The organism is Actinoplanes cyaneus (assembly GCF_016862095.1).
In the GTDB taxonomy this organism is placed as follows: domain Bacteria; phylum Actinomycetota; class Actinomycetes; order Mycobacteriales; family Micromonosporaceae; genus Actinoplanes; species Actinoplanes cyaneus.
Map to the genome: position 1 here is coordinate 92,850 of NZ_BOMH01000040.1, position 20,676 is coordinate 113,525.

Annotated in this window: 18 protein-coding genes; 5 read left to right on the top strand and 13 right to left on the bottom strand. The window is 71.5% G+C overall.

What is annotated here, in order from left to right:
* Positions 1-4: 4 nt before the first annotated feature.
* From Acy02nite_RS27115 to Acy02nite_RS27130, 4 genes are all read right to left on the bottom strand, one after another.
* Positions 5-661, bottom strand: a complete 657-nt coding sequence (locus tag Acy02nite_RS27115) for a hypothetical protein (RefSeq protein WP_203745490.1) — start codon at positions 659-661, stop codon at positions 5-7.
* Positions 662-752: 91 nt separating this feature from the next.
* Complete coding sequence (locus Acy02nite_RS27120; protein WP_203745492.1) at positions 753-1,367, bottom strand: HAD family hydrolase; 615 nt, start codon at positions 1,365-1,367, stop codon at positions 753-755.
* A gap of 7 nt (positions 1,368-1,374) precedes the next feature.
* Positions 1,375-4,956 (bottom strand): chromosome segregation protein SMC, encoded by a 3,582-nt coding sequence (gene smc / locus Acy02nite_RS27125; RefSeq protein WP_203745499.1) that lies wholly within the window; start codon positions 4,954-4,956, stop codon positions 1,375-1,377.
* Positions 4,957-5,693: 737 nt separating this feature from the next.
* Positions 5,694-5,888, bottom strand: a complete 195-nt coding sequence (locus Acy02nite_RS27130; protein WP_089291272.1) for a hypothetical protein — start codon at positions 5,886-5,888, stop codon at positions 5,694-5,696.
* Between the two features lie 758 nt (positions 5,889-6,646).
* Here Acy02nite_RS27130 and Acy02nite_RS27135 point away from each other — a divergent pair.
* The 3 genes from Acy02nite_RS27135 to Acy02nite_RS27145 are packed head-to-tail and all read left to right on the top strand — an operon-like array spanning position 6,647 to position 11,312.
* Positions 6,647-8,149: a DUF3492 domain-containing protein gene (locus Acy02nite_RS27135; RefSeq protein WP_203745501.1), complete on the top strand. Its 1,503-nt coding sequence runs from the start codon at positions 6,647-6,649 to the stop codon at positions 8,147-8,149.
* Positions 8,150-8,151: 2 nt separating this feature from the next.
* Positions 8,152-10,746: a hypothetical protein gene (locus Acy02nite_RS46690; RefSeq protein ID WP_239175243.1), complete on the top strand. Its 2,595-nt coding sequence runs from the start codon at positions 8,152-8,154 to the stop codon at positions 10,744-10,746.
* Entirely contained in the window at positions 10,743-11,312 is a 570-nt protein-coding gene (locus Acy02nite_RS27145) for a spherulation-specific family 4 protein (RefSeq protein WP_203745503.1), read from the top strand. The genes Acy02nite_RS46690 and Acy02nite_RS27145 overlap by 4 nt, the downstream gene beginning before the upstream one ends.
* A 348-nt stretch (positions 11,313-11,660) precedes the next feature.
* On the opposite strand, the gene mutM is transcribed toward Acy02nite_RS27145, so the two are convergent.
* The 9 genes from mutM to rsmD all read right to left on the bottom strand — a co-directional run bounded on the left by mutM (position 11,661) and on the right by rsmD (position 17,877).
* Positions 11,661-12,503, bottom strand: coding sequence for a bifunctional DNA-formamidopyrimidine glycosylase/DNA-(apurinic or apyrimidinic site) lyase (gene mutM / locus Acy02nite_RS27150; RefSeq protein WP_203745505.1), 843 nt, complete (start codon positions 12,501-12,503; stop codon positions 11,661-11,663).
* Positions 12,504-12,512: 9 nt separating this feature from the next.
* Complete coding sequence (locus Acy02nite_RS27155) at positions 12,513-13,703, bottom strand: mannosyltransferase family protein (RefSeq protein ID WP_203745507.1); 1,191 nt, start codon at positions 13,701-13,703, stop codon at positions 12,513-12,515.
* Positions 13,681-14,418 (bottom strand): ribonuclease III, encoded by a 738-nt coding sequence (gene rnc / locus Acy02nite_RS27160; protein ID WP_203745508.1) that lies wholly within the window; start codon positions 14,416-14,418, stop codon positions 13,681-13,683. Before rnc ends, Acy02nite_RS27155 begins: the two co-directional genes overlap by 23 nt.
* Positions 14,415-15,314 carry a phosphate acyltransferase PlsX gene (locus Acy02nite_RS27165; protein WP_239175246.1) on the bottom strand — a complete coding sequence of 300 codons (900 nt, stop codon included), beginning with the start codon at positions 15,312-15,314 and terminating at the stop codon, positions 14,415-14,417. The genes rnc and Acy02nite_RS27165 overlap by 4 nt, the downstream gene beginning before the upstream one ends.
* Positions 15,315-15,338: 24 nt before the next feature.
* Entirely contained in the window at positions 15,339-15,512 is a 174-nt protein-coding gene (gene rpmF / locus Acy02nite_RS27170) for a 50S ribosomal protein L32 (protein WP_014694262.1), read from the bottom strand.
* Between the two features lie 5 nt (positions 15,513-15,517).
* Complete coding sequence (locus Acy02nite_RS27175; RefSeq protein WP_203745512.1) at positions 15,518-16,108, bottom strand: YceD family protein; 591 nt, start codon at positions 16,106-16,108, stop codon at positions 15,518-15,520.
* 86 nt (positions 16,109-16,194) lie between these two features.
* Positions 16,195-16,692 carry an SPFH domain-containing protein gene (locus Acy02nite_RS27180; protein WP_203745514.1) on the bottom strand — a complete coding sequence of 166 codons (498 nt, stop codon included), beginning with the start codon at positions 16,690-16,692 and terminating at the stop codon, positions 16,195-16,197.
* Positions 16,693-16,828: 136 nt separating this feature from the next.
* Complete coding sequence (coaD, locus tag Acy02nite_RS27185) at positions 16,829-17,308, bottom strand: pantetheine-phosphate adenylyltransferase (protein WP_203745516.1); 480 nt, start codon at positions 17,306-17,308, stop codon at positions 16,829-16,831.
* Positions 17,305-17,877: a 16S rRNA (guanine(966)-N(2))-methyltransferase RsmD gene (rsmD, locus tag Acy02nite_RS27190; protein ID WP_203745520.1), complete on the bottom strand. Its 573-nt coding sequence runs from the start codon at positions 17,875-17,877 to the stop codon at positions 17,305-17,307. The genes coaD and rsmD overlap by 4 nt, the downstream gene beginning before the upstream one ends.
* A 330-nt stretch (positions 17,878-18,207) precedes the next feature.
* Here rsmD and Acy02nite_RS27195 point away from each other — a divergent pair, with 330 nt between their 5' ends.
* Positions 18,208-19,242 (top strand): LAETG motif-containing sortase-dependent surface protein, encoded by a 1,035-nt coding sequence (locus tag Acy02nite_RS27195; protein WP_203745522.1) that lies wholly within the window; start codon positions 18,208-18,210, stop codon positions 19,240-19,242.
* 86 nt (positions 19,243-19,328) lie between these two features.
* Positions 19,329-20,660: an LAETG motif-containing sortase-dependent surface protein gene (locus Acy02nite_RS27200; protein ID WP_203745524.1), complete on the top strand. Its 1,332-nt coding sequence runs from the start codon at positions 19,329-19,331 to the stop codon at positions 20,658-20,660.
* The last annotated feature ends 16 nt before the right edge of the window (positions 20,661-20,676 follow it).

A 20,676-nucleotide genomic window follows, 5' to 3' on the forward strand; every position in this document is an offset into this window, starting at 1 on the left:
TCTCTCAGTCGCCGAGGTGCGGGATCGTGGACTTGCCCTGGTCCCGCACGGTGAACGCGGTCAGGCCGTCGCCCTCCCCGCTCTCCTGAGCGATGACCTTGCCGTCGCTGGTGGCGAGCACGAACAGGCCACCGACCTCGATCAGCACGCCTTTGCCGTCCTCCGCCTTCGGGAAGGTGAAGACCTGATCCTGTTTCCCGGCGTCGCAGGCGACGGTCTTCAACTGCAGTTGCGCGCTGCCGCCCGGCGAGTGCACCGACAGGCACCACGGCTCGCCGCCCTCGATCAGCTTGGCGGTCTGGATCAGGTACTTGTCGCCGCCGGGCTTGACCGGAGTGGTCACGAACAGCGCCGGGTCCTCCAGGTGGTCGGTCAGCGTCACGATGCCACCGGACCCCACCGTCAGCAGTTGCTGCCCACCGGACTGCACGGTGCCGAAGGTGAACTGCCGTCCGCCCTGGATCGAGGCGCCCGGCCCGACCGGCGCGAACCCGGCCGGAGCGCTGGGGGTGCCGCCGCTCTCGACGGGCGCGCTGGTGCTGACCGGCGCCGAGCCGGGGGCCGGGCTCGTGGCCGGCGCGGCCGTGGTGCCCGACGAGGAACACGCGGTGGCGCCCAGGGCGATCAGGCAACTCCCGGCGAGCAGGGCGATCTTCGACATGTCGATCCTTCCGGACAGGCGTGCCCCGATGGCACTCCGTCATCTTGGACGGTCCGCCCCGGCCCCTCGTTCCGCGAACGCGGGGGCGGCATCAATCCGGGAGATCAAGGGCCTTCCGGAGGTACGGCACGTGTTCCGGCCCGGTCCACCGGTAGGCGGACAGTCCCGCCACCCGCGCTCCCCGGATCACCCGGTCGTCGTCGTCCACGAAGAGCACGTGCTTGGGCACCTCCCGGATCGCCAGGCAGGCCTGCTGGAAGAACTCCGGGGCCGGCTTGTGCACCTTCATCTCCCACGAGCTGAGGACGAAGTCCACCTCGCCGGTGAGGCCGAGCGCGTCCAGGTCGCCGCGGAGCCGGTCGGTGGCGTTCGTGGCCAGCCCGACCTTGCGGCCGGCGGCACGCACGCCCCGGACGAACTCCAGCGCCTGCGGGTCGACCTCGCCCCGGTACGCCTGCCACTCGGCGACCGCGGCGGACGCCTCCGGCCCGTCGAGCGGCAGCCGGCTCGCGACCAGGCCCATCCACTCCTCGTCGGAGATCTCACCGGCCATCGCGGGGCGGTAGATGTCCCACGACATCGAGGTCTCCAGCAGGGCGGCCGGTTTCAGCCCGTACTTCACCTCGACGGCGATCATCGGGGCCGGGTCCCAGCGGCGCAGCACGCCGTCCAGGTCGATGAGCAGGGCCCGGGCGCGGTCGCGCATAAGTTACCTAGTCCTCTGGTTCGCGGTTCAGGCGTTGACTGATCACCTGGGTGACGCCGGCTCGCATGGTCACGCCGTACAGCGCGTCCGCGACCTCCATGGTCCGCTTCTGGTGCGTGATGATCAGCAGCTGGCTCTTCTCCCGAAGTTGCTGGAAGAGCGTAATCAACCGGCCCAGGTTGACGTCGTCGAGGGCCGCCTCGACCTCGTCCATGATGTAGAAGGGCGACGGGCGGGCCCGGAAGATCGCGCAGAGCATGGCGACCGCGGTCAGCGAGCGCTCACCACCGGAGAGCAGCGACAACCGCTTGATCTTCTTCCCCGGCGGACGGGCCTCCACCTCGACGCCGGTGGTGAGCATGTCCTCCGGGTCGGTCAGGATCAGCCGGCCCTCGCCGCCCGGGAAGAGCACTTGGAACACCTGCTGGAACTCACGGGCGGTGTCCTCGAACGCCGACGTGAACACCTCGAGGATCCGGTCGTCCACGTCCTTGACCACGGTGAGCAGGTCCTTGCGGGTCGCCTTCAGGTCCTCCAGCTGGTCGGAGAGGAACTTGTACCGTTCCTCCAGCGCGGCGAACTCCTCCAGCGCCAGCGGATTGACCTTGCCCAGCAAAGTCAGGTCACGCTCGGCCTTGTTGGCCCGCTTCTCCTGCGTCGGCCGGTGGAACGGCACCGGCTCCGGGGAGGGCTTGCCGTCCTTCTCGGCCGCCGCCACCTCCGCCTGCGTCGGCGGGACGAGCTGCTCCGGCCCGTACTCACTGATCAGCGTCTCGACGTCGAGCGAGAAGTCCTCGGCGGCCTTCGCCTCCAGCTGCTCGATACGCATCCGCTGCTCGGCCCGGGCCATCTCGTCGCGGTGCACCTCGCTGGTGAGCCGCTCCAGCTCCGTCACCAGGCGCTTCGCCGTGGCCCGCACCTCCTGCAGCTCGGCCTCGCGGCTGGTGCGCTCGTGCGCGATCCGGTCCCGCTCCTGCGCCGCGGCGGTGACCGAGACGGCGACCCGCATCAGGGCGGTGTGCGCGCCGGCCGCGACCGCACGGGCGATCTCGGCGCCGCGGGCGCGGGCCGCGCGACGGGCCGCGGCGCGCTCGCGGGCCTGCCGCTCCTGGTTGGCCTGACGCAGCAGCGAGTCGGCACGGCCGGCGATCGAGGAGACCCGCTCCTCGGCGGTGCGCACCGCGAGCCGGACCTCCATCTCGTTCTGCCGGGCCTGGGGCACGAGCGCGGCCAGCCGGTCGCGCTCCTCCGTCGACGGCTCCTCGTCGATCGGGGAGTCCTCGGCCAGGCGCAGCCGCTCCTCCAGCTCGGCGACCCGCATCAGGTCCGCCTCCCGGGCGGCCTCCGCCTTCTGCCGGGACGCGCCGAGCCGCTCGCTCTCCGCCTTCGCCGAGCGCGCGCCGGCACCCAGCTCGGCGAGCCGGCGGGCGGCGGCGTTGCGCTCCCCCTCGGCGGCCCGCTTCGCCTGCGCGGCGACGCTGACGGCCTGCTTCAGCTCGGCGACCTGGGCCCGTACCTCGGAAAGCTGCTCCTTGATCTCGGCGATGCGCTCCTCGGCGGCGGCGCGCCCGGCCCTCGCCTCGTCGACCGCCGCCTGCACCTCGATGTAGCTGGTGGCCTTCGCCGAGCCGCCGGCCGCCGCGTAGGCGCCGAGGACGTCGCCCTCCGGGGTCACCACGCGCAGCTCGGCGTTCGTGGCGACCAGCGCGGTGGCCGCGGCCAGATCCGGCACCAGCACGACGTCGCGCAGCGCGCGGTTGAGCGCCGGGCGGATCTGCTCCGGGCAGTCGATCACATCGGGCGCCCAGGTCGCGCCCTCCGGCAGAGCCGGGCGCAGCGTGTCCAGCGGGCCCTGCAGTCCGGGCCCGGCCGGGGCGGCGATGATCAGCGAGGCCCGGCCGGCGTCGGCGATCTTGAGGGTACGGACGGCCTCCACCGCCTCGTCCAGACTCGCCAGCGCGACCGAGTCGGCGAGCGTGTCCAGCGCCGCGGCCAGCGCCGTCTCGTGCCCCGCGCGGACCGTCAGCATCGACGCCAGGCTGCCGAGCAGACCGGGCACCTGGCCGGTCTTCGCCAGCAGCGCGCCCGCGCCGTCCTTACGTTTCAGGCCGAGCGCGAGCGCCTCCTCACGGGCCTTGAGGCTGGCCGCGTCCTTCTCCGCGGCCCGCTCCGCGTCGGACAGCTCGCGGACCACCGCGGCGGCCTTGTCGTGCGCGGCCACCGCCTCGTCGTGCTTGGCGTCCAGGTCGGCGTTGTCCCGGTCGGCGTCGGAGGACTCGGCGGCGACCACGTCGACCTCGGCCTGCGCCGCCTCGGCCCGCATCAGCGCGTCCTCGTGCGCGGCCGCCAGGCGCTCGATCTCCTCGGCGGCGCTCGTCGTCCGGGCGCGCGCGGCGTTCACGTTGCCGACCAGCTTCGCCAGGCCCTCCCGGCGGTCGGCGATCGCCTTCGCGGCGGCCCGCAGCTCACCCTCCGCGGCGGCCAGCTGACGCTCCAGCTCCTGACGGTGCTCGACCGCCTCGGCCAGGCGCATCTGGTCCTCGGTGAGCGCCTCGCGCAGCTCCTCCTCCTGCTCGCGGACCCGCTCGGCCTCGGCCTCCAGCATCTCCGGGTCGCGGCCCGGACGCTCGTCGTCAGGCGTGGCGGCCAGGTGCCGCAACCGCTCGGTGGCCAGCTGCTCGGTCGACCGGAACCGCTCCTGCAGAGCGGACAGCTTGTACCAGGTGTCCTGCGCGGCCTGCAGCAGCGGCGCGTCCTCGGCGTGGGCGAACTCCAGATCCGCGAGCATCCGCTGGACCTCGCGGTTCTCCTCCTCCACCTCGCCGCGCCGGGTACGCATCGCGGACTCGTCCGCGATCTCCTTGTCCAGCGTCGTGCGCAGCGTGAACAGGTCGTCGGCGAGCAGGCGCAGCCGCGCGTCCCGCAGGTCGGCCTGGATGCCGGCGGCGCGCCGGGCCACCTCGGCCTGCCGGCCCAGCGGCTTCAGCTGGCGCCGCAACTCCGCGGTCAGGTCGTTCAACCGGTTCAGGTTGACCTGCATCGCGTCGAGCTTGCGGACCGCCTTCTCCTTGCGCTTACGGTGCTTGAGGACGCCGGCCGCCTCCTCGATGAACGAGCGGCGGTCCTCCGGCTTCGCGTGCAACATCGCGTCCAGCCGGCCCTGGCCCACGATGATGTGCATCTCCCGGCCGATGCCGGAGTCGCTGAGCAGCTCCTGGATGTCCAGCAGGCGGCAGGTGTTGCCGTTGATCTCGTACTCACTGGCGCCGTCGCGGAACATCCGCCGGGTGATCGACACCTCGGTGTAGTCGATCGGCAGAGCGCCGTCGTTGTTGTCGATCGTCAGCGTGACCTCGGCTCGCCCCAGCGGCGCCCGCCCCGCCGTGCCGGCGAAGATGACATCCTCCATCTTCCCGCCACGCAGCGCCTTCGCCCCCTGCTCACCCAGCACCCAGGCGATGGCGTCGACGACGTTCGACTTGCCGGAGCCGTTCGGCCCCACCACACAGGTGATGCCCGGCTCCAGCCGCAACGTGGTGGCGGAGGCGAAGGACTTGAAGCCCTTGACCGTCAGGCTCTTGAGGTGCACGGATCTCCGAGGGTCGGCGGTGTTCTGCTGGGTGGCAGGCTACCCGCACGGGTCAGGCAGGGTAGTGCTACGGCGCGCCACACGCGGGTCGGCGCCCCAGAATATCCGCCGCTCTCCCCCTGTTCCGGGTGCGGCCGGTGCTCACCCTCCGCCGTCATTCCGCAGCGCGGGCACACCCCGTTCCCGGTACGTCCGGTGCTCCCACACCGACGGCTCGGCTGCTGGCGGTCATTCGCTTCCGGCACGACCGTCATTCACGGCCGACTGCCTCTACCGGCAGTTATGCCCCATGGGTTTTCCACACCAGCCGGTTGTCCACAGGCTCCCAGCACGATCTTGCGTTCTCTCGGCATCATGGTCCGTGGTGGTGGCACCCCCCTTTGGGAGGGCGGGTTCTGCTCGTCGACGGGCCGCGTGGGCAGTCCCGTAGGCAGCGCGCGCAGATCGGGGATCGTGCAGCCCGGCACAGATCGGGGGGTGTGGCCGGATTACACCCGTGAACGCCGGCCTTGAGCTTCCGGCTGGCCCTGGAGGGTGTTTTGGAGGCTGGTTACACCCGTGAGCGCCAGCCTTGAGAGCTCGGCTGGAGCTGGCGGGTGTTTCGGGTGGCGAGAGGGCACAAAAAACTGCGCGCCGCCACTGATGTGGAGGCGCGCTTTTCTTTGATGCGTTGTGGTGCGAGGGGGGATGATCGCCGGTCAGTCACCCCGCGGAGACGGCCCGGCGGTCGGTAGAGCTCAGGTCAGCGCCGGCTCGGTCAGCCGCAGAATGTCGTCCGCCTCGGCTGCCGCCGCCGCGAGGCGGTCGTTCTCCGCCCGGAGGCGGGTGACCTCGAACTCCAGGGCCTGCACCCTGGAACGCAGTCGGGTGACCTCGTCGAGCAGGCGCCGATCGGGCGCCGCACCTACGTGGCCGTAGAGGGCCTTCGCCATCGTGACTCCTTGTGACACGGTGCGTATGTGACTGCTTTGCCGGAAATGGCCGGCCAAATGTGCGCGCAGCGCGCGAACTGACGCACCAAAGCACTCACGGGCACGCGTGAGAACAGAGTCCTGCCAATGATGCGGCAAAACTCTCTTAGGTGCTGATGCTCAAGCCACGAATGGTGCCGGGGCATGAGTGGGCGCGACTAGCGACATCTCCATAGTCCGCCCATACCCAGGCTCCGTCAAGCCGAGCGCACGCCGTTGACCGGCCGACGTCAGTGAATCACGCCACCAGGGGGTCTTGAACAGCGATTATGCGCGGCGCTGCCGGTTTGTCGATCTCAGTGGGACCTTCCCACCCAGCTCACTCGATGAAGTTCGATCAACACCGTACGCGTCCGGCTCGCTTCCGGGCCACCTATTTGATCAAGAAATTCCCCGCCCCGCCGGACATCGCACCCCTTCACTCGCGCCACGCAGCCGGGGGGTCACCGACACACAACCCCTTCCGGAGCTATCTCGGACCACGAGGGCCCGCCATCCCCGCACGGACGCGTCGGGGCGGCGCGACGGGACCTGCCCGAGAGGTCGATCAAGGACGGGACACGGGTCGATCAGCGAAGCCGCGAGGACGGGGTGAACAGGACGGCCTTTCGGGCAAAAACGGGCAAACACGGACGACAAAGTAGGACAAATGTTGCGTTTTTCTGTCGCCTAGCTGACATGCTCCTGTGGCCCGGGCCTCTTGTGTCGTTGCCCCCAGCGTGAATCCGACCCCGTCGCGTGAGCGCATCTGTCTGCTCACCGGCGGCGGGTACCCGTACCGCCGGGACGCCCTCGGAGGTTGGTGCCGGACGCTCGTCGACGGGCTGCACCGGTACCGCTTCGAGCTGCTGACCGTCACGGACCGGGAACTGCCGTCCGCTCCCGCGTACCCGCTGCCGCCCAATGTCGGCTCGGCGCGCGCCGTCGCGCTGGGTCGTGAACCGGCCCGCGCCGAGCGGCGTCGTGCCCAGCTCCCGGAGGGCGCCGCCGACGCGGTCGCCCACCTGTGCCACGGCCTGCTGGACGAGACGGCGACCGACGTGTTCGCCGAGGGCCTGCGCGGGATCGCCGAGCTGGCCGTCAACCGCCCGAGCCCGCTGACCCGGTTGCCGCTCGCCGACAAGTTGCTCGACGCGTGGCGCTGGGGGGTCCAGCCCGTACCGGACGAATTGCCGAAGTTGAGCGTGCGTGACGCCCGGTCGGCGGCGATGCTGCTGCGGCACGCTCTGCGGGCGCTGGCCGTGCCGGTCCCGGAGGTGGACCTGGTGCACTGCGTGGGTGGGACGACCCCGCTGCTCGCGGCGCTCTCCGGGCGGTGGCGCAGTGGCACGCCGCTGCTGCTGACCGAGGCCCGTACGCCGGTGACTCGCCGGCGCCCGTCCGAGGAGCGCCTGTCCCCCGCGGTCCGGCTGGTGCTGCGCCGGTTCCGCAGCGCCGTGGCCCGCACCGGGTACGCCGAGGCCGAGCTGATCGCCCCGCTGAGCACCTACCACCACGGGTGGGCGCTGGATCACGGCGCGGCACCGTCCCGGCTGATCCAGGTGCCGGCCGGGGTGGACCCGAAGGAGTACCCGGGCGCGGCCGAGCTGGAGGACCCGCCGACCGTGGTGTGGGCCGGCAGCGGCGGCCCGGACAGTGGACTGACCCTGGTCCTGGACGCGTTCACGGAGATCTCGGCGGCGCTGCCGGGGACCGTGCTGCACCTGGTCGGAGTGACCGCCGCGCACGAGGAGTACTGCGCCGACCGGATCGAGGGCACCGGGCTGAGCGGCACGATCCGGATGCATCCGCTGCCGGCGGACCCGCGGGAGCGGTTCACCGTCGGGCAGGTGGTGGCGCACGTGCCGGGACCATCCGATCCGCCGTCGCGCCTGGTCGAGGCGATGATGTCGGGCCGTCCGGTGGTGGCGGTCGACGTCGGGCCGACCGGGGAGACGCTCGGCTCGACCGGGGTGGTGGTGCCCGCCGACGACCCGTCGGAGCTGGCCATCGCCATCGTCGGCCTGCTGCGGGCCACGCCGCGCCGGCGTGCGCTGGGCGAGGCGGCCCGGCGACGCGCGCTGAGCCACTTCACCGCCGACCGGGTGGTGCGGGTCTACAGCGCTCTCTACACCGATCTTGCCGCGCCACCCCTGGCGCCGGCCTTCGAACTGGCGCTCGCCGTGCCGGCGCCCCGCACCCCGATGCCGGCCACGCTGCGCTGGCTGACCAGGGAGGACTGAAAGTGACGATCACTCCCCCACGCGGGACCCCGGGATCCGCGCGGACCGCGTCCCGCAACCGGCGGCGGCGTCCCCAGCCGGGCGAGCCGCGACATGCCGCGAACGCTCCGGCGTTCGAGGAGGCGCCCGCTGCGCGGCGCCGCACCACCCGGCCTCCTGCCGAGGGTCCGGGCGAGCTGTTCGCCGGCGATGTCGAGGAGGTACGTACGGATCCCGCCGATCTGCCGCCGGAAGGACTCGGCGCGCGACTCTACGAGGTGATGTCGGACTCCGAGCGGGAGACCGCGGTCGCCGAGACCCTGCTGTTCGTGGCGCCGGCCTTCGACGACGAGCCGCCCGCCGGCACGCACCCGGTCCCGCCCGTGACGTTCACCGACACGGACCTGGCGAGCACCGAGCTGGCCATTGCGGACGTGGCCGGTACGGACCTGGCGAGCGCTGATCCGGTGAGCGCCGACCCGCTCGGGGTCGAGGCCCGTCCGCCGCTGAGCGAGCCCGAGTCGGCCGGGATTCCGGTCCCGCCCGCCGAGACCGTCCTGTTCGCCCGGCCCGCCGACCTGGTGCGGGCAGCGCCACCGGTGCGGCGCGAGGTCACGCCGCTGACCGAGACGTTCCTGTTCGGGACGCCGCCGGCCCGGCACGCCCAGGAGCCGCGGTCGCCGATCGACGGGACCGCGGAGACGCTGCTCTTCGCGGGGCTGGCCCGAGCGCTGGCCACCGCCGAGGAGGAGCCCGCCGACTCCCCGGAGGCGAGGTGGGACATGTCCTCCGGCGCCGGGAGTGCCCTCACCACGGATCACGCCACCGGCGGCCGGGGATGGGCCGGCACGCCGTACCGCAGGGCCTGGGACGTCCTGGATCGGAACGCGGCGCAGCCGCTTCCGGAGGACGAGCGGACAGCGCGGCGCGGATGGCGCAGACGGGACCGGAAGGCCGCCCCGGAGGAGCTCGCGACGGGCGCGGCGGGCCTCGGCCGCCCCGGACGGCTGGTGAACCGCAAGCGCTCCCGGAGCACCGACTTCGACCACGACGTCCCGGCGCCCGAAGAAGCTTGGATCCCCGCATACCCGCAGGTGGACGAGCAGCCCTGGCACGGCTCGCTCCCCGAGGACGCGAAGATCGTGGGGGTCGCCGAGGTCCCCGAGGTCGCGGAGGGCCCGGCCGCGCCGGCCGCCGGCTGGGTCGCGGAAGACCAGGCCGAGTTCGACGCCAGCTGGGTCGCGGAGGACTCGGCCGCGCCGGTCCCGGCGGAACCGGAGGACGAGGATCCGTTCGGGGCGCGGCGCACGCTCAGCCCCGAGGCCGAGGCCGCCTGGCGGGCATTCGCCGACGGCGACCGCGAGCCCGGCACCGAGATCCGCACCAACCGGCGCGCCAGGAGCCGCTGGCTGACCTCGCTCTCCGGCGAGCAGCAACCGGCGGAGAAGCCGAAGCGCCGGATCTTCCTGATGCCGGTGATCCTGCGCTGTCTGCTCTACCTGGGCCCGGTCAGTGTCGCGGTGGCCGGGGCCGGCGCCCTGGCCCGCGTCGCCTGGCCGGTCGCCGCGGGGACGCTGCTGCTCGGCTGGTCCGCGGCGCAGGCGCTGACCAGCATGGGCGTCACGGTCGCGCGCCGGGCCGGCCCGGAGGCCGCGGTACGGCTGATCGGCGCCGGTTTCGCGGCCGTCACCGCGCTCTGGTGCGCGCTCGTCTGGATCTCCCCGGGTGAGCTGCTCGGCCCGGACCGGCTGCTCGCCGCGTCGGTCGGCGCCGGTGGCCTGGCGACCCTCGCCACGGTGACCGCGGCGCTGGTCGCCCGGGCCGAGTCCGCCGTGATCCTCTGGTATCTGCCCTGCTGGCTGCTCGCCGCCGCCGCGCTCGCCGGGGACGCCGGGATGGGCTGGGCGCACTGGGTGCCGGTGGAGACGCTGCTGCCCGCGACCGTCGTGACGGTGCTGGTGCGGGCGTTCCGGCCGGCGGTGGTGCCGGGCCGTCGGTGCCGGATCCCCCGGCTCACCGCCGTGGAACGCCGGCGCGGGATCGCGTACCTGGTGATCGGGGTCTCCCAGGCGCTCTGCGTGGCCCTGCTCTGGCAGGCCGGGCCGGACGTCACGCCGTCGCTGGTGGCGCTGCCGCTGCTGCTCGCGGTGCCGATGCTGGAGGCGCTGATCGGCTGGCACACCGCCCGGATCGACGCCGGGCTGGACTCCGCGCAGAGCGTCGGTGAGCTGGACAGGCACGTCCGCAACGTCACCGCGATCACGCTGGCCGGGCTGCTGCCGCCGCTCGCCGCGGGCGGGGCGCTGGCGCTGGCGGCGTACCGGTTGCCGTACCAGCTCAGCCACCTCGGCGCCACGCAACCCGCCGTGCTCGCACTGGCCGCCGGGACACTGCTGGGCGGGGTCTTCGCGATCACGTTCCTGCTGGCGGCGCGGTCGCGTACCGGGATCGCCGCCACCCTCGCCGCTGCACCCTCACTGGCCACCCTGGCCCTGCCGCTGCTCCCGCAGCCGGACGCCGGTCCGCTGCCGCTCGCCGTCGCCGTGCTGGCCGCGACGCACGTGGCCGGCCTGCTCATCGTCGCCCTGACCGCCGCCGACCTCCGGAGGACTTCGTGAAAACCCTGTTCCCCGCGTACGCCCACCCCGGTCCCGAACTGGAGCTGGACGCCGACACCTGGATCGTCCGCGAGAACCCCGGCGACCGCAGCACGCTGCACCAGTCCCTCGGCCGGATCGACCTGGACTGGGGCAGCCGCTCGCTCGCCGACGTGCTCACCGATGTGGACGCCTGGCGCGCCGACGGCGTCGAGGGTCTGTTCCTCGACCGTGCCCCGGCCGGCTCGGGCGGGGTCGGGCCGGTCGCGCTGACCGTCCGTCTCGCCGCCCGCCGCGGCCTGCACCGCGTGGTGCTCAACCCCGGGGTGCCGACGCATCCGCTCTACCGCGAGCTGGGCGTGCGGATCTGCACGTTCGAGGGGCCGTGGTCGGCCTATCAGAGCTGGGACGGCGACGGCGCCCGCCCCGGCGACGGGCACCTCGTCCACGGTGTCCCGTCCGCATTGCTCACCGCCGCCCGCCGGCTGATGGGCCGTCGTGGCGCCGGCTTCGGACTGGCCACCGACACGAGCCCGGATCTGAGCCCGGCCGGGGCTCCGGGAGGCGGGGCCCACAGCGCCGACTGATCCGGGCGGCGGGGCTCACAGCGGCGACTGATCCGGACGGCGGTTCTCGGCGACGGGGTGATGTCGGCGACGGTACGGACGTGGCCCGAGCCCCGTGGCTTGTCAGGCGCGAGGTGGCCACCACCCCGGGTCACCTCGCGCCCCGCCCTCCCGGCTGGTTCTGATGGGCGTTATCCGTCCCGGATAACGCCCATCAGAACCAGCCGGGACCGCAACTCGCGGCCGCGGCCGGGACCACCTCCGCAGCTCGCGGAAGCGCCACAAGCCGCGAGCCGGGAGGCGCGTCGCGGCCGGGACCACCACTGGCCCGCGGGGAGTGCCACGGGGCAGGGCTCACGGCGTACAGAATCAGCGGGGTCGGGGTTGGCAGCGGGGACAGCTGAAGCTGGAGCGGTTCATGAAGCTCTCCCGCCGCATGATCGCGCCGCAGCGCTTGCACGGCTCGCCTTCGCGGCCGTAGGCGTTGAGCGACCGGTCGAAGTACCCGCTCTCGCCGTTGACGTTGACGTAGAGCTCGTCGAAGCTCGTCCCGCCGGCCACGATCGCCTCGCCCAGCACGTCACGGACGTGTTGGAGGAGGCGCGCGACCGCCGGCCTGGTGAGCTTGTCGGTGGGGCGGGCGCCGTGCAGCTTGGCGCGCCACAGCGCCTCGTCGGCGTAGATGTTGCCGACCCCGGAGATCAGGGTCTGGTCGAGCAGGGCCCGTTTGATCTCGGTGTGCCGCCCGCGCAGCCGGGCCGAGAACGCCGTGTCGTCGAAGAGCGGGTCCATCGGGTCACGGGCGATGTGCGCGATCTCGTCGGGCAGTTCCGCGCCGCCCTCGGAGACCGACAAACCGCCGAACGTGCGCTGGTCGACGAAGCGCAACTGCGGGCCGCCGTCGGTGAACGAGAAGCAGACCCGCAGGTGTTTCTCGTCCTCCGCGTCGGCGGGCTGCATCAGGAGCTGGCCGCTCATGCCGAGGTGGGCGATGACCGAGTCGCCGGAGTCGAGCGGGAGCCACAGGTACTTCCCGCGGCGGGAGACGTCGAGGATGGTACGGCCGGTGAGCATGGCGACGAAGTGGGCGTCGCCGGGCAGGTGACGGCGGATCGCGCGCGGGTGGTGCACCTCGACCGACGAGATCGTGCGGCCGGTGACCCACTTGGCGAGACCCGTCCGGACGGTCTCGACCTCGGGAAGCTCGGGCAAGGGGGGTCCTCACATCGTGTAGGGCCAGATGGTGATCAGGTAGGCGCCGTACCAGAGGCCGAAGGCGGCCCACGCGCTGATCGCCAGAACCGCGACCCGGGGGCGGGCGCGGGCGGCGGCGATCACCGACGGCAGCAGCGTCAACAGTACGGGCAGCAGCAGCCGCGGCTTGGAGTGGTAGAACCCGGCCTGGCCGTAGACGAGGATCATGGCGACGACCCCGTAGACCGCGAGCGGCAGCCACGGCTTCTGCGCGAGCGCGACCCCGGCCGCGGCCAGCGCGGCGAGCAGGATCAGCCCGACGCTCACCTGCACCCAGCCGTCGGCGCCGGTGAACGTGGCCTCCAGAAAGCTGATCGTGCTGCTGCCGTAGTCGAACGACGTACCCCAGCCGGCCGTCTGGATCTTGAACCAGGCGGTCCAGTCACCGACCCGCCAGCCGACCCAGCCGAGGAACAGCGGCACGCCGGCGAGAGCGGTCGCGGCCGCCGCCAGGGGCGGGAGCTTGTTGCGCTCGTGGCGGACCGCCATCAGCGCGGCGACCGCCAGGGCGAGCGCCGCGGCGGCACCGGTCGGCCTGGTCAGCGCGGCGCCGAGACCGAGCAGGGCGGCCGGGAACCACGCCCGCCGGTGCGCGGCCACCAGCATGCCGGCGACAAGGGCGAGGAACAGGCTTTCCGAGTACGCCATGGACAGCACCACGGACACCGGCGCCGAGCAGCAGATCGCGACCAGCGCCCAGCCGGCCCGCTTGCCGTAGAGGCTGGTGCCGAGCAGGTGCAGCGCGATCGCCGCCCCGATCGAGGCGATCCAGGCCACGCCGACGGCCGCGACGTTCGGGGCGACGCCGAGCAGCGTGACCCCGCGGATCAGCATCGGGTAGAGCGGGAAGAACGCCAGCTCGTTGGCCTGCAGGACGTGGTTGGCGTCGTACGTGTAGCCGTGCGGGTACCCGTTCAGGGCCACCCGCAGGAACCAGCCGCCGTCCCAGACGAGCAGCCGGTGCCAGACGTCCCCGCCCGACGTCGATTCACCGCCCAGCCACCAGATCATCAGCAGCTGGGCGATCCGGGTCAGCGCGAGCAGCCCGATCGCGACGGCGACCCCGCGACCGCCGCCGGCCTTCTCCCAGATGCTGTCCCGCGGCTCGCTCTCGTCCGCCGTCGTCGTTGCCGTCTCACTCGGGCTTGTCGTCGCCATCGGTCTCGTTCCGATCGGTGAGGGTGCGCCAGGCGGCCGCGGCCGCACGCTGCTCGGCCTGCTTCTTGCTGCGGCCCTCGGACCCGCCGTAGCGGACGCCGGCCACCACCACCCACGCGGTGAACGTCTTCGCGTGATCCGGACCGGAGTCCTCGATCACATAGTCCGGCACGCCGAGCCCGAGCGCAGCGGTCAGCTCCTGCAGACTGGTCTTCCAGTCCAGCGCGGCGCCCCGGCCGGCCGACTCGGCCATCAGCGGGTCGAACAGCCTGTGGATCACCTCGCCGGCCGTCTCCAGCCCGTGCTCCAGGTAGATCGCGCCGAGCAGCGCCTCCAGGGTGTCGGCCAGGATGCTGGCCTTGTCCCGGCCGCCGGTGGTCTCCTCGCCCTTGCCGAGCAGCAGGTGCGGGCCGAGGCCCTCCTCGCCGAGGCCGCGCGCCACGTCGGCGAGCGCGTGCATGTTCACGACGCTGGCGCGCAGTTTCGCGAGCTGGCCCTCGGGCAGGTCCGGGTGGTTGTGGAACAGGGCCGACGTGATCACCACGCCGAGCACCGAGTCGCCCAGGAACTCCAGGCGCTCGTTGGTGGGCAGGCCGCCGTTCTCGTACGCGTACGAGCGGTGGGTCAGTGCCCGTTCGAGCATCTCCGGCGCGATCGGAATGCCGAAGGCCTCTTCCAGGGGGAGGGTGGGGGGACGGCGACGCTTGTCATTCATGCGATACCTCGTTGTACGACATCAATTCGGCGATGGCGGTGCAGGTCGGCGGCGAAGGCGATGCCGTTGGCCAGATCGGGGCCGGTGGCGGCGCCATGGCAGACGACCACGACGCCGCGGACGCCGAGCAGGACGGCGGCGCGGGTCTCGTCGGCTTTTCTTGTCCCGTGGACGGCTTCGAGGGCCTTCAGGAGGACGTTTCCGGTGAAGCCGTCGGTGACCACGACGTCGGCGGCGGCGCCCAGCACGACGTCGCTGCCCTCGACCAGGCCGGCGTAGCGCAGCGGCAGGTCCTCCAGGAGCCGCGCGGCGGCCCGGCGCAGGCGGTCGCCCTTGCCTCGCTCGGTGCCGATGGTGAGCAGGCCCACCCGCGGATCGGGGAGGGCGTGGACCGCGGTGGCGTAGGCGGCGCCGAGCCGGGCATGGGTGGCGAGGGTCTCGGCGTCCGGGTCGACGGTCGAGCCGACGTCGAGCAGCACGAGCCGGCCGGCGGCGGTGGGCAGCACGGCGGCGAGCGGGGGACGGCGGATTCCGGGCCAGCGGCCCAGGGCACGTGCGGCGGAGACGACCGTCACGGCGGTGTCACCGGCGGAGACCAGCGCGTCGGCATGGCCCGCGGCGACGGCCTCGGCGGTGGTTCCGCCGGGCACGACGGTGATGCGGTGGCGCTGCGCCGGTCGGAGGGCGTCGAGCACCGCGTCGGCGGCATCAGCCGGGCCGACGAGAGTCAGGTGCAGGGCCGGATCGTCCTCGGCGGCACGCAGAGCGCCGTCAACCACGACGGCGGGAGCGTGGTCCCCGCCGAGGAGGTCGACGGCGATCCGCGCGGTGCCCGGCTCCCTGTGGGGAGCCGGGGCACCGGTGGAACGCCACTGTCCGGGTACGACCCGCCCGATGATCGGGCGCGTCACTCGGCGGCGTCAGACCTCGAGGACCTGACGACCGTTGTAGGTGCCGCAGACCGAGCAGGCGGTGTGCGGCAGCTTCGGCGACTTGCACTGGGGGCAGGCCACGGTCGAGACCGCGGTCGCCTTCCAGTTCGCCCGGCGCGAGCGGGTGTTGCTGCGCGACATCTTGCGCTTGGGGACGGCCACGGTTCCTACTCCTCGGTGTGTTTCTGCGGGTCTTGCGGCGGGGTCGCCGTCAGATTACGGAGAGCGGCCCAGCGGGCATCGACTTCCTCGTGGCTGTGATCAGCCGGAAGGTCGTCGAAATGCACCCCGCAGTCGGGGCACAGCCCAGGGCAGTCCGGGCGGCAGACCGGGTTGGTCGGCAGGGTCAGCACCACCGCGTCCCGCACCGCCGGCTCCAGGTCCAGCAGGTCGCCCTGCATCCGGCCCACCTCGTCCTCGTCGGTGGTCTCCTCCGTGGTGCTGTCCTCGTAGGCGAACATCTCCGCGAGGGACACCTCGAAGGTGCTGTCGATCTCGTTGAGGCACCGGCCGCACTCGCCCTGGAGCGAGCCGCGAACGTTGCCGCTGACATAGACCCCCTCGGAGACCGACGTCAGGCTCAGATCGAGCTCGAGGTCGGAACCCTCAGGGACCGAGATCAACTCCAGGCCGAGGTCCGCAGGCGCCGGCACCACCCGTTTCAGGGCACGCGTCGCACCAGGCTGCCGGGGTAGCTTCGTCGTGTCGACGACCAGCGGCTGCCTGGGATCCAGGTGACTCTGCGGTGACTTGGGCATCATGATCCTCAGCCATGGGTAGGCCGACCGAAAACATTACCTGAGCTTGCGGGAAGTCGTCGAATCGGCCCGGGGTTCGGCCCGGCCTAGAACGGTAGCGGGCGCTCCGCGTCCTCACCCTGGAAGGTGCCGATCTCGCGGAGCGCGTGCATCTTGTCACGGCCTCGCTCGATCGACGCCAGCGCCCTGGTCAGGAACTGCTCGAAGTTGGCCAGCGCGGTGTCGACGTAGTCGTCGACCTCCTCGCGCAGCCGCTGCGCCTCGCCCCGCGCCTCGGCGATGATCCGGGCGCCCTCGTGCTCGGCCGAGACGGTGATCTCGTTCACCGAGACGAGGCGGGCGTGCTCGGCCTCGCCCTCGCTGACGATCCGGTCCGCCTCGCGGCGGCCGGCCTCGATGATCCGGTCCCGCTCGTCCAGGACCGCGGCCGCCTTGCGAAGCTCGGAGGGGAGCTCGGCGCGGAGCTCCTCCAGCCGCTCGATCATCTCGCCCCGGTCGAACATGAAGTTCGTCCGGGACATCGGAACCGAACGCGCGTCCTGGACGTGCTCGATGAGCTCGTCGATACGGTCGAGCGGATCCACCGGTTTCTCACTCCCGTCGTCGAACCGCCACCCAGCGTGGTGCGATCACGTTACTGTGCCGCCGCCCCGCCCGACTTCGGCGCGCCGACGGCTCCCGGGCCGTGTTTCGGACCCCGGCCGGTTGCGAGACGCGGCCCTAATTCTGCTTCAGGCGGCTGACCAACCGGGTGAGCACCGGGTCCGGCAGGTACGCCGAGGCGTCGCCACCCCACTTGACCACGTCTTTGATCAGACTGGACGACACGAACGAGTACAGCGGGTTGGTCGGCATGAACAGCGTCTCCACACCGGAGAGCCCGATGTTCATCTGCGCCATCTGCAACTCGTAGTCGAAGTCGCTCACCGCGCGGATGCCCTTGACCACCACCTCGGCACCCTGGTCGCGGCAGAAGTCCACCAGCAATCCGTGAAAAGACATCACCCGGACATTCCCGTACGGGGCGGTCACCTCGCTGAGCATCTCGAGGCGCTCTTCCACGGTGAACATGCCGGACTTGGTCTGGTTGATCAGGACTCCGACGACGACCTCGTCGAACAGCCGGCTGGCCCGTCCGACGATGTCGATGTGACCGTTCGTGACCGGGTCGAAGGAGCCGGGACACACCGCTCGTCTCATGATCGGCGACCGTACCAAAGAGTGGTCTCGCCGTAACGCCGGGTGCGATCGCCGACCACACCGTCCACCCAGCTCAACGGCTCTCTGCGAGTCGATCGGGTGGAACGCTCGAACACCACCACGGCGTCCGGGGCCAGCCAGCCGTTGGCCATCAGCTCCTGTTGCACGGCGTCGACCTCGTCACTACCCAGCGCGTACGGCGGGTCGGCGAAGACCACGTCGTACGGCCCCCCGTCCGGAGGATCGGCGAGAACCTGCACCACTTTTCCGGTGACGACCCGGGCCGCAGGACCGACACGGAGAGCGACCACATTGTCACGGACGACCCGGGCCGCCTTGGCGTCCGATTCGACCAGAAGGACGTGATCGGCACCGCGGGACAGCGCCTCCAGGCCGACCGCACCGGATCCGGCATAAAGGTCGGCGAACCGCGCACCGGACAGATCCGTCATCGTCTCGAGAGTGCTGAAGAACGCCTCGCGAACCCGGTCAGATGTGGGCCGGGTGTGCACACCGGACGGAACGGACAGACGCCGCCCGCCATGTGCCCCGGCGATAATCCTCGTCATCGGCCTCGACGCTAGTGCACCCCAACCGAACGGCCACCAGCGCGTGAACAATTCCCTCGTCACAGGCACTACGCGCAACGGGACCGTCCCGTTGCAGTGAAAAAAGATCACGGGTTCATAACAAGACCCTTATGTGACGCTGAGACGTTTCTTTGATCGCAGGAAGTGGCTAGGGTCGGGCCTCGTTGCGAACGTCCTTCACGGACCGTCCGCAGGCGACGTGGGGAGGCGTCGTCGCAGCCCTCGCCGGTTTTCCATAGCGAGCGGCCAATGCCGCATGGCCTCCTCACGCCCCGAAAACTTCCTGCCCCCGTTCCCAGGAGTAAGCGCGTGAACCTGTCCAAGTCCTCACTCCGTCGTGCGGCCACTGTCGCCGCCGGCGCTGCCCTCGGCCTGGGTGGCATCGCTGTCTTCGCAGCGCCCGCCTCCGCTCACCACAGTGACATCACGGCCGACACGACGTGTGACACCAAGACCGGCAACTGGACCGTCGAGTGGACGGTCTTCGGCTACGCCCCCGCCGGCGTTCCGACCTACCGATTCGAGACGCTGGACACCGCCGCGATCGGTGGCAAGGCGGGCCCGCTGGTCGGCCTGCACAAGGGCGAGGACTACGCGACCAACACCGCGACCGTGGGCAAGCAGGCGCTCGCCGCCGACGCCACGTCGATCACTCTGACCGAGACCGTCAAGTTCTCGAACGGCGTCGGCGACACGCTCCACAGCAAGACGGTGAACCGCCCGGAAAACTGCAAGAAGGGTGAGCCCACGGCCAGCGCGTCCGCTTCCGCGAGCGCTTCCGCTTCCGCTTCGGCGAGCGCGTCCGCTTCGGCGAGCACGTCCGCTTCCGCGAGCACGTCCGCTTCCGCGAGCACGTCCGCTTCCGCGAGCACGTCCGCTTCCGTGAGCGTGACCCCGAGCACGACCGCCAGCGCTCCGGAGGAGCCCCTGCCGGACGACCTGCCGGGCGAGCCCACCCCGATCTTCGCGGCCGACTGCGACAGCATGACCTTCGGTTTCGACAACCCGGCCGACGGTATCGCGATCAAGCTGCACTTCAAGTCGAGCGACGGCACCGAGAAGGACCTGTCCATCGCGCCGGGCGAGAAGAAGAGCACGACCATCGACGCCAAGGCCGGCTCGACCGTCGACGTGACGATCACCCTGACCTACAAGGGTCAGACCATCACCAACACCGAGACGGTCAAGTTCGACGACGAGAAGCCGGCCGACTGTGACGACGAGCAGCTCGCGCTGACCGGCGCCAACAGCAGCACCATCGCCGGTGGTGCTGTCCTGGTCCTGCTCGTCGGTGCCGGCCTCTTCTTCATGGCCCGCCGCCGCAAGATCCGCTTCACCGCCTGATAACCAGGTGAACCACCGCTAGTACCCGGGGGCGCGTCGACTCTTCGTCGACGCGCCCCTTTCCGTCCCCCGTACCAGGAGAACGAATGAAGTTCACCCCCCGCTTGCGGCACGTCGCGGCTCTCGCGGCCGGCGCCCTCGTCAGCCTCGGCAGCCTCGTCGCCTTCGCCGCTCCGGCGCAGGCCACCAACAGCTGCACGAGCGGCGCCGAAGCCCGGTTCGAGCACAGCTTCAACGGGCCGGCCGGCACCGCCAGCATCAAGCTGCTGAACGGTCCGATCTGTGAGAACCAGCAGGTTCCGCTGACGCTCGTCTCCTACACCGCGCCGTCGGCCTCCTTCTCGCTGCCGCAGTACGTCCTGGACAGCTCGACGCAGTTCTTCACCGACAAGACCCCGAAGAACGACAAGGGCGAGCTGCGGATCGACTTCAAGGTCAAGGTCCCGACCTGCTTCACCCAGGTCGACTTCGTCTTCGGTGACAAGGTCATCAACCCGCTGACCGACAACAGCGCCAGGTACGACAACGACAAGGTCGGCAGCCCGGCCGGGCGCGGCGCGCAGTCGAAGCCGGCTCTCGGTCAGCCGCAGAACGCCTGGTGGAACGGGAACAACGGGGACTACAAGAACGGCGTCTGCGAGGCCAAGCCGGCCGTCGAGGCACTTCCGGACTGTGCGGGCAACGTCAAGCTGTCCCTGATCAACCGGGACGCCGGCGTCACCAGCGTGCGCTTCGAGATCACCGCTGACGGCGGCTTCACGCAGAGCCAGGTCGTCGACAAGAACGACAAGAGCGACCTCACGATTCCGGCCGCCAACGCCAAGAACATCAAGGTCACCGCCGGTGGCAAGCAGCTCTGGGCCGGCTCCTGGACCAAGCCCGCCGGGTGCACCAAGCCCGAGGTCGGTGCGCCGGTCACCGAGATCAAGAGCACCTGTGACTCGCTGGTCTTCACCCTGAAGAACCCGGAGAACGGCGCCGCGTCGCTGACCGGCACCTTCACCCCGGCCAAGGGCGAGGCGCAGACCGTCACCGTCAAGGCCGGCGAGACCAAGACCGTGACCTTCCCGGCCACCGAGGGTCTGACCGTCGCCGTGACCGGTGACTTCCTCGCGCTGAACGGCGACGTCAAGTGGACCAAGCCGGAGAACTGCACCAAGCCGAACCCGGGCACCAGCACCTCCAGCTCGGCTTCGCCGTCCGCCTCGGTGTCCGCGTCGGCGTCCGCTTCGGCTTCGGCGTCCGCTTCGGAGACCCCGGCCGAGGCCACCCCGAGCACCAGCTCCACCGAGGGCGGCGCGCTGGCCCTGACCGGTGCCAACTCCAGCACGATCGCGGGTGGCGCGGTCCTGCTGGTGCTCGTCGGCGCCGGCCTGTTCTTCCTGGCCCGTCGTCGCCGGGTGAACTTCAAGGCCTGAGGTTCCCGCTAGCGGT

Excerpts from the sequence above, each read along its gene's own strand:
- Acy02nite_RS27130 (WP_089291272.1), bottom strand. The coding sequence starts at position 5,888 with ATGGCGAAGGCCCTCTACGGCCACGTAGGTGCGGCGCCCGATCGGCGC.
- rnc (WP_203745508.1), bottom strand. The coding sequence starts at position 14,418 with ATGAATGACAAGCGTCGCCGTCCCCCCACCCTCCCCCTGGAAGAGGCC.
- coaD (WP_203745516.1), bottom strand. The coding sequence starts at position 17,308 with ATGAGACGAGCGGTGTGTCCCGGCTCCTTCGACCCGGTCACGAACGGT.
- Acy02nite_RS27115 (WP_203745490.1), bottom strand. The coding sequence starts at position 661 with ATGTCGAAGATCGCCCTGCTCGCCGGGAGTTGCCTGATCGCCCTGGGC.
- Acy02nite_RS27200 (WP_203745524.1), top strand. The coding sequence starts at position 19,329 with ATGAAGTTCACCCCCCGCTTGCGGCACGTCGCGGCTCTCGCGGCCGGC.
- rsmD (WP_203745520.1), bottom strand. The coding sequence starts at position 17,877 with ATGACGAGGATTATCGCCGGGGCACATGGCGGGCGGCGTCTGTCCGTT.
- Acy02nite_RS27155 (WP_203745507.1), bottom strand. The coding sequence starts at position 13,703 with ATGGCGACGACAAGCCCGAGTGAGACGGCAACGACGACGGCGGACGAG.
- Acy02nite_RS27175 (WP_203745512.1), bottom strand. The coding sequence starts at position 16,108 with ATGCCCAAGTCACCGCAGAGTCACCTGGATCCCAGGCAGCCGCTGGTC.
- Acy02nite_RS27120 (WP_203745492.1), bottom strand. The coding sequence starts at position 1,367 with ATGCGCGACCGCGCCCGGGCCCTGCTCATCGACCTGGACGGCGTGCTG.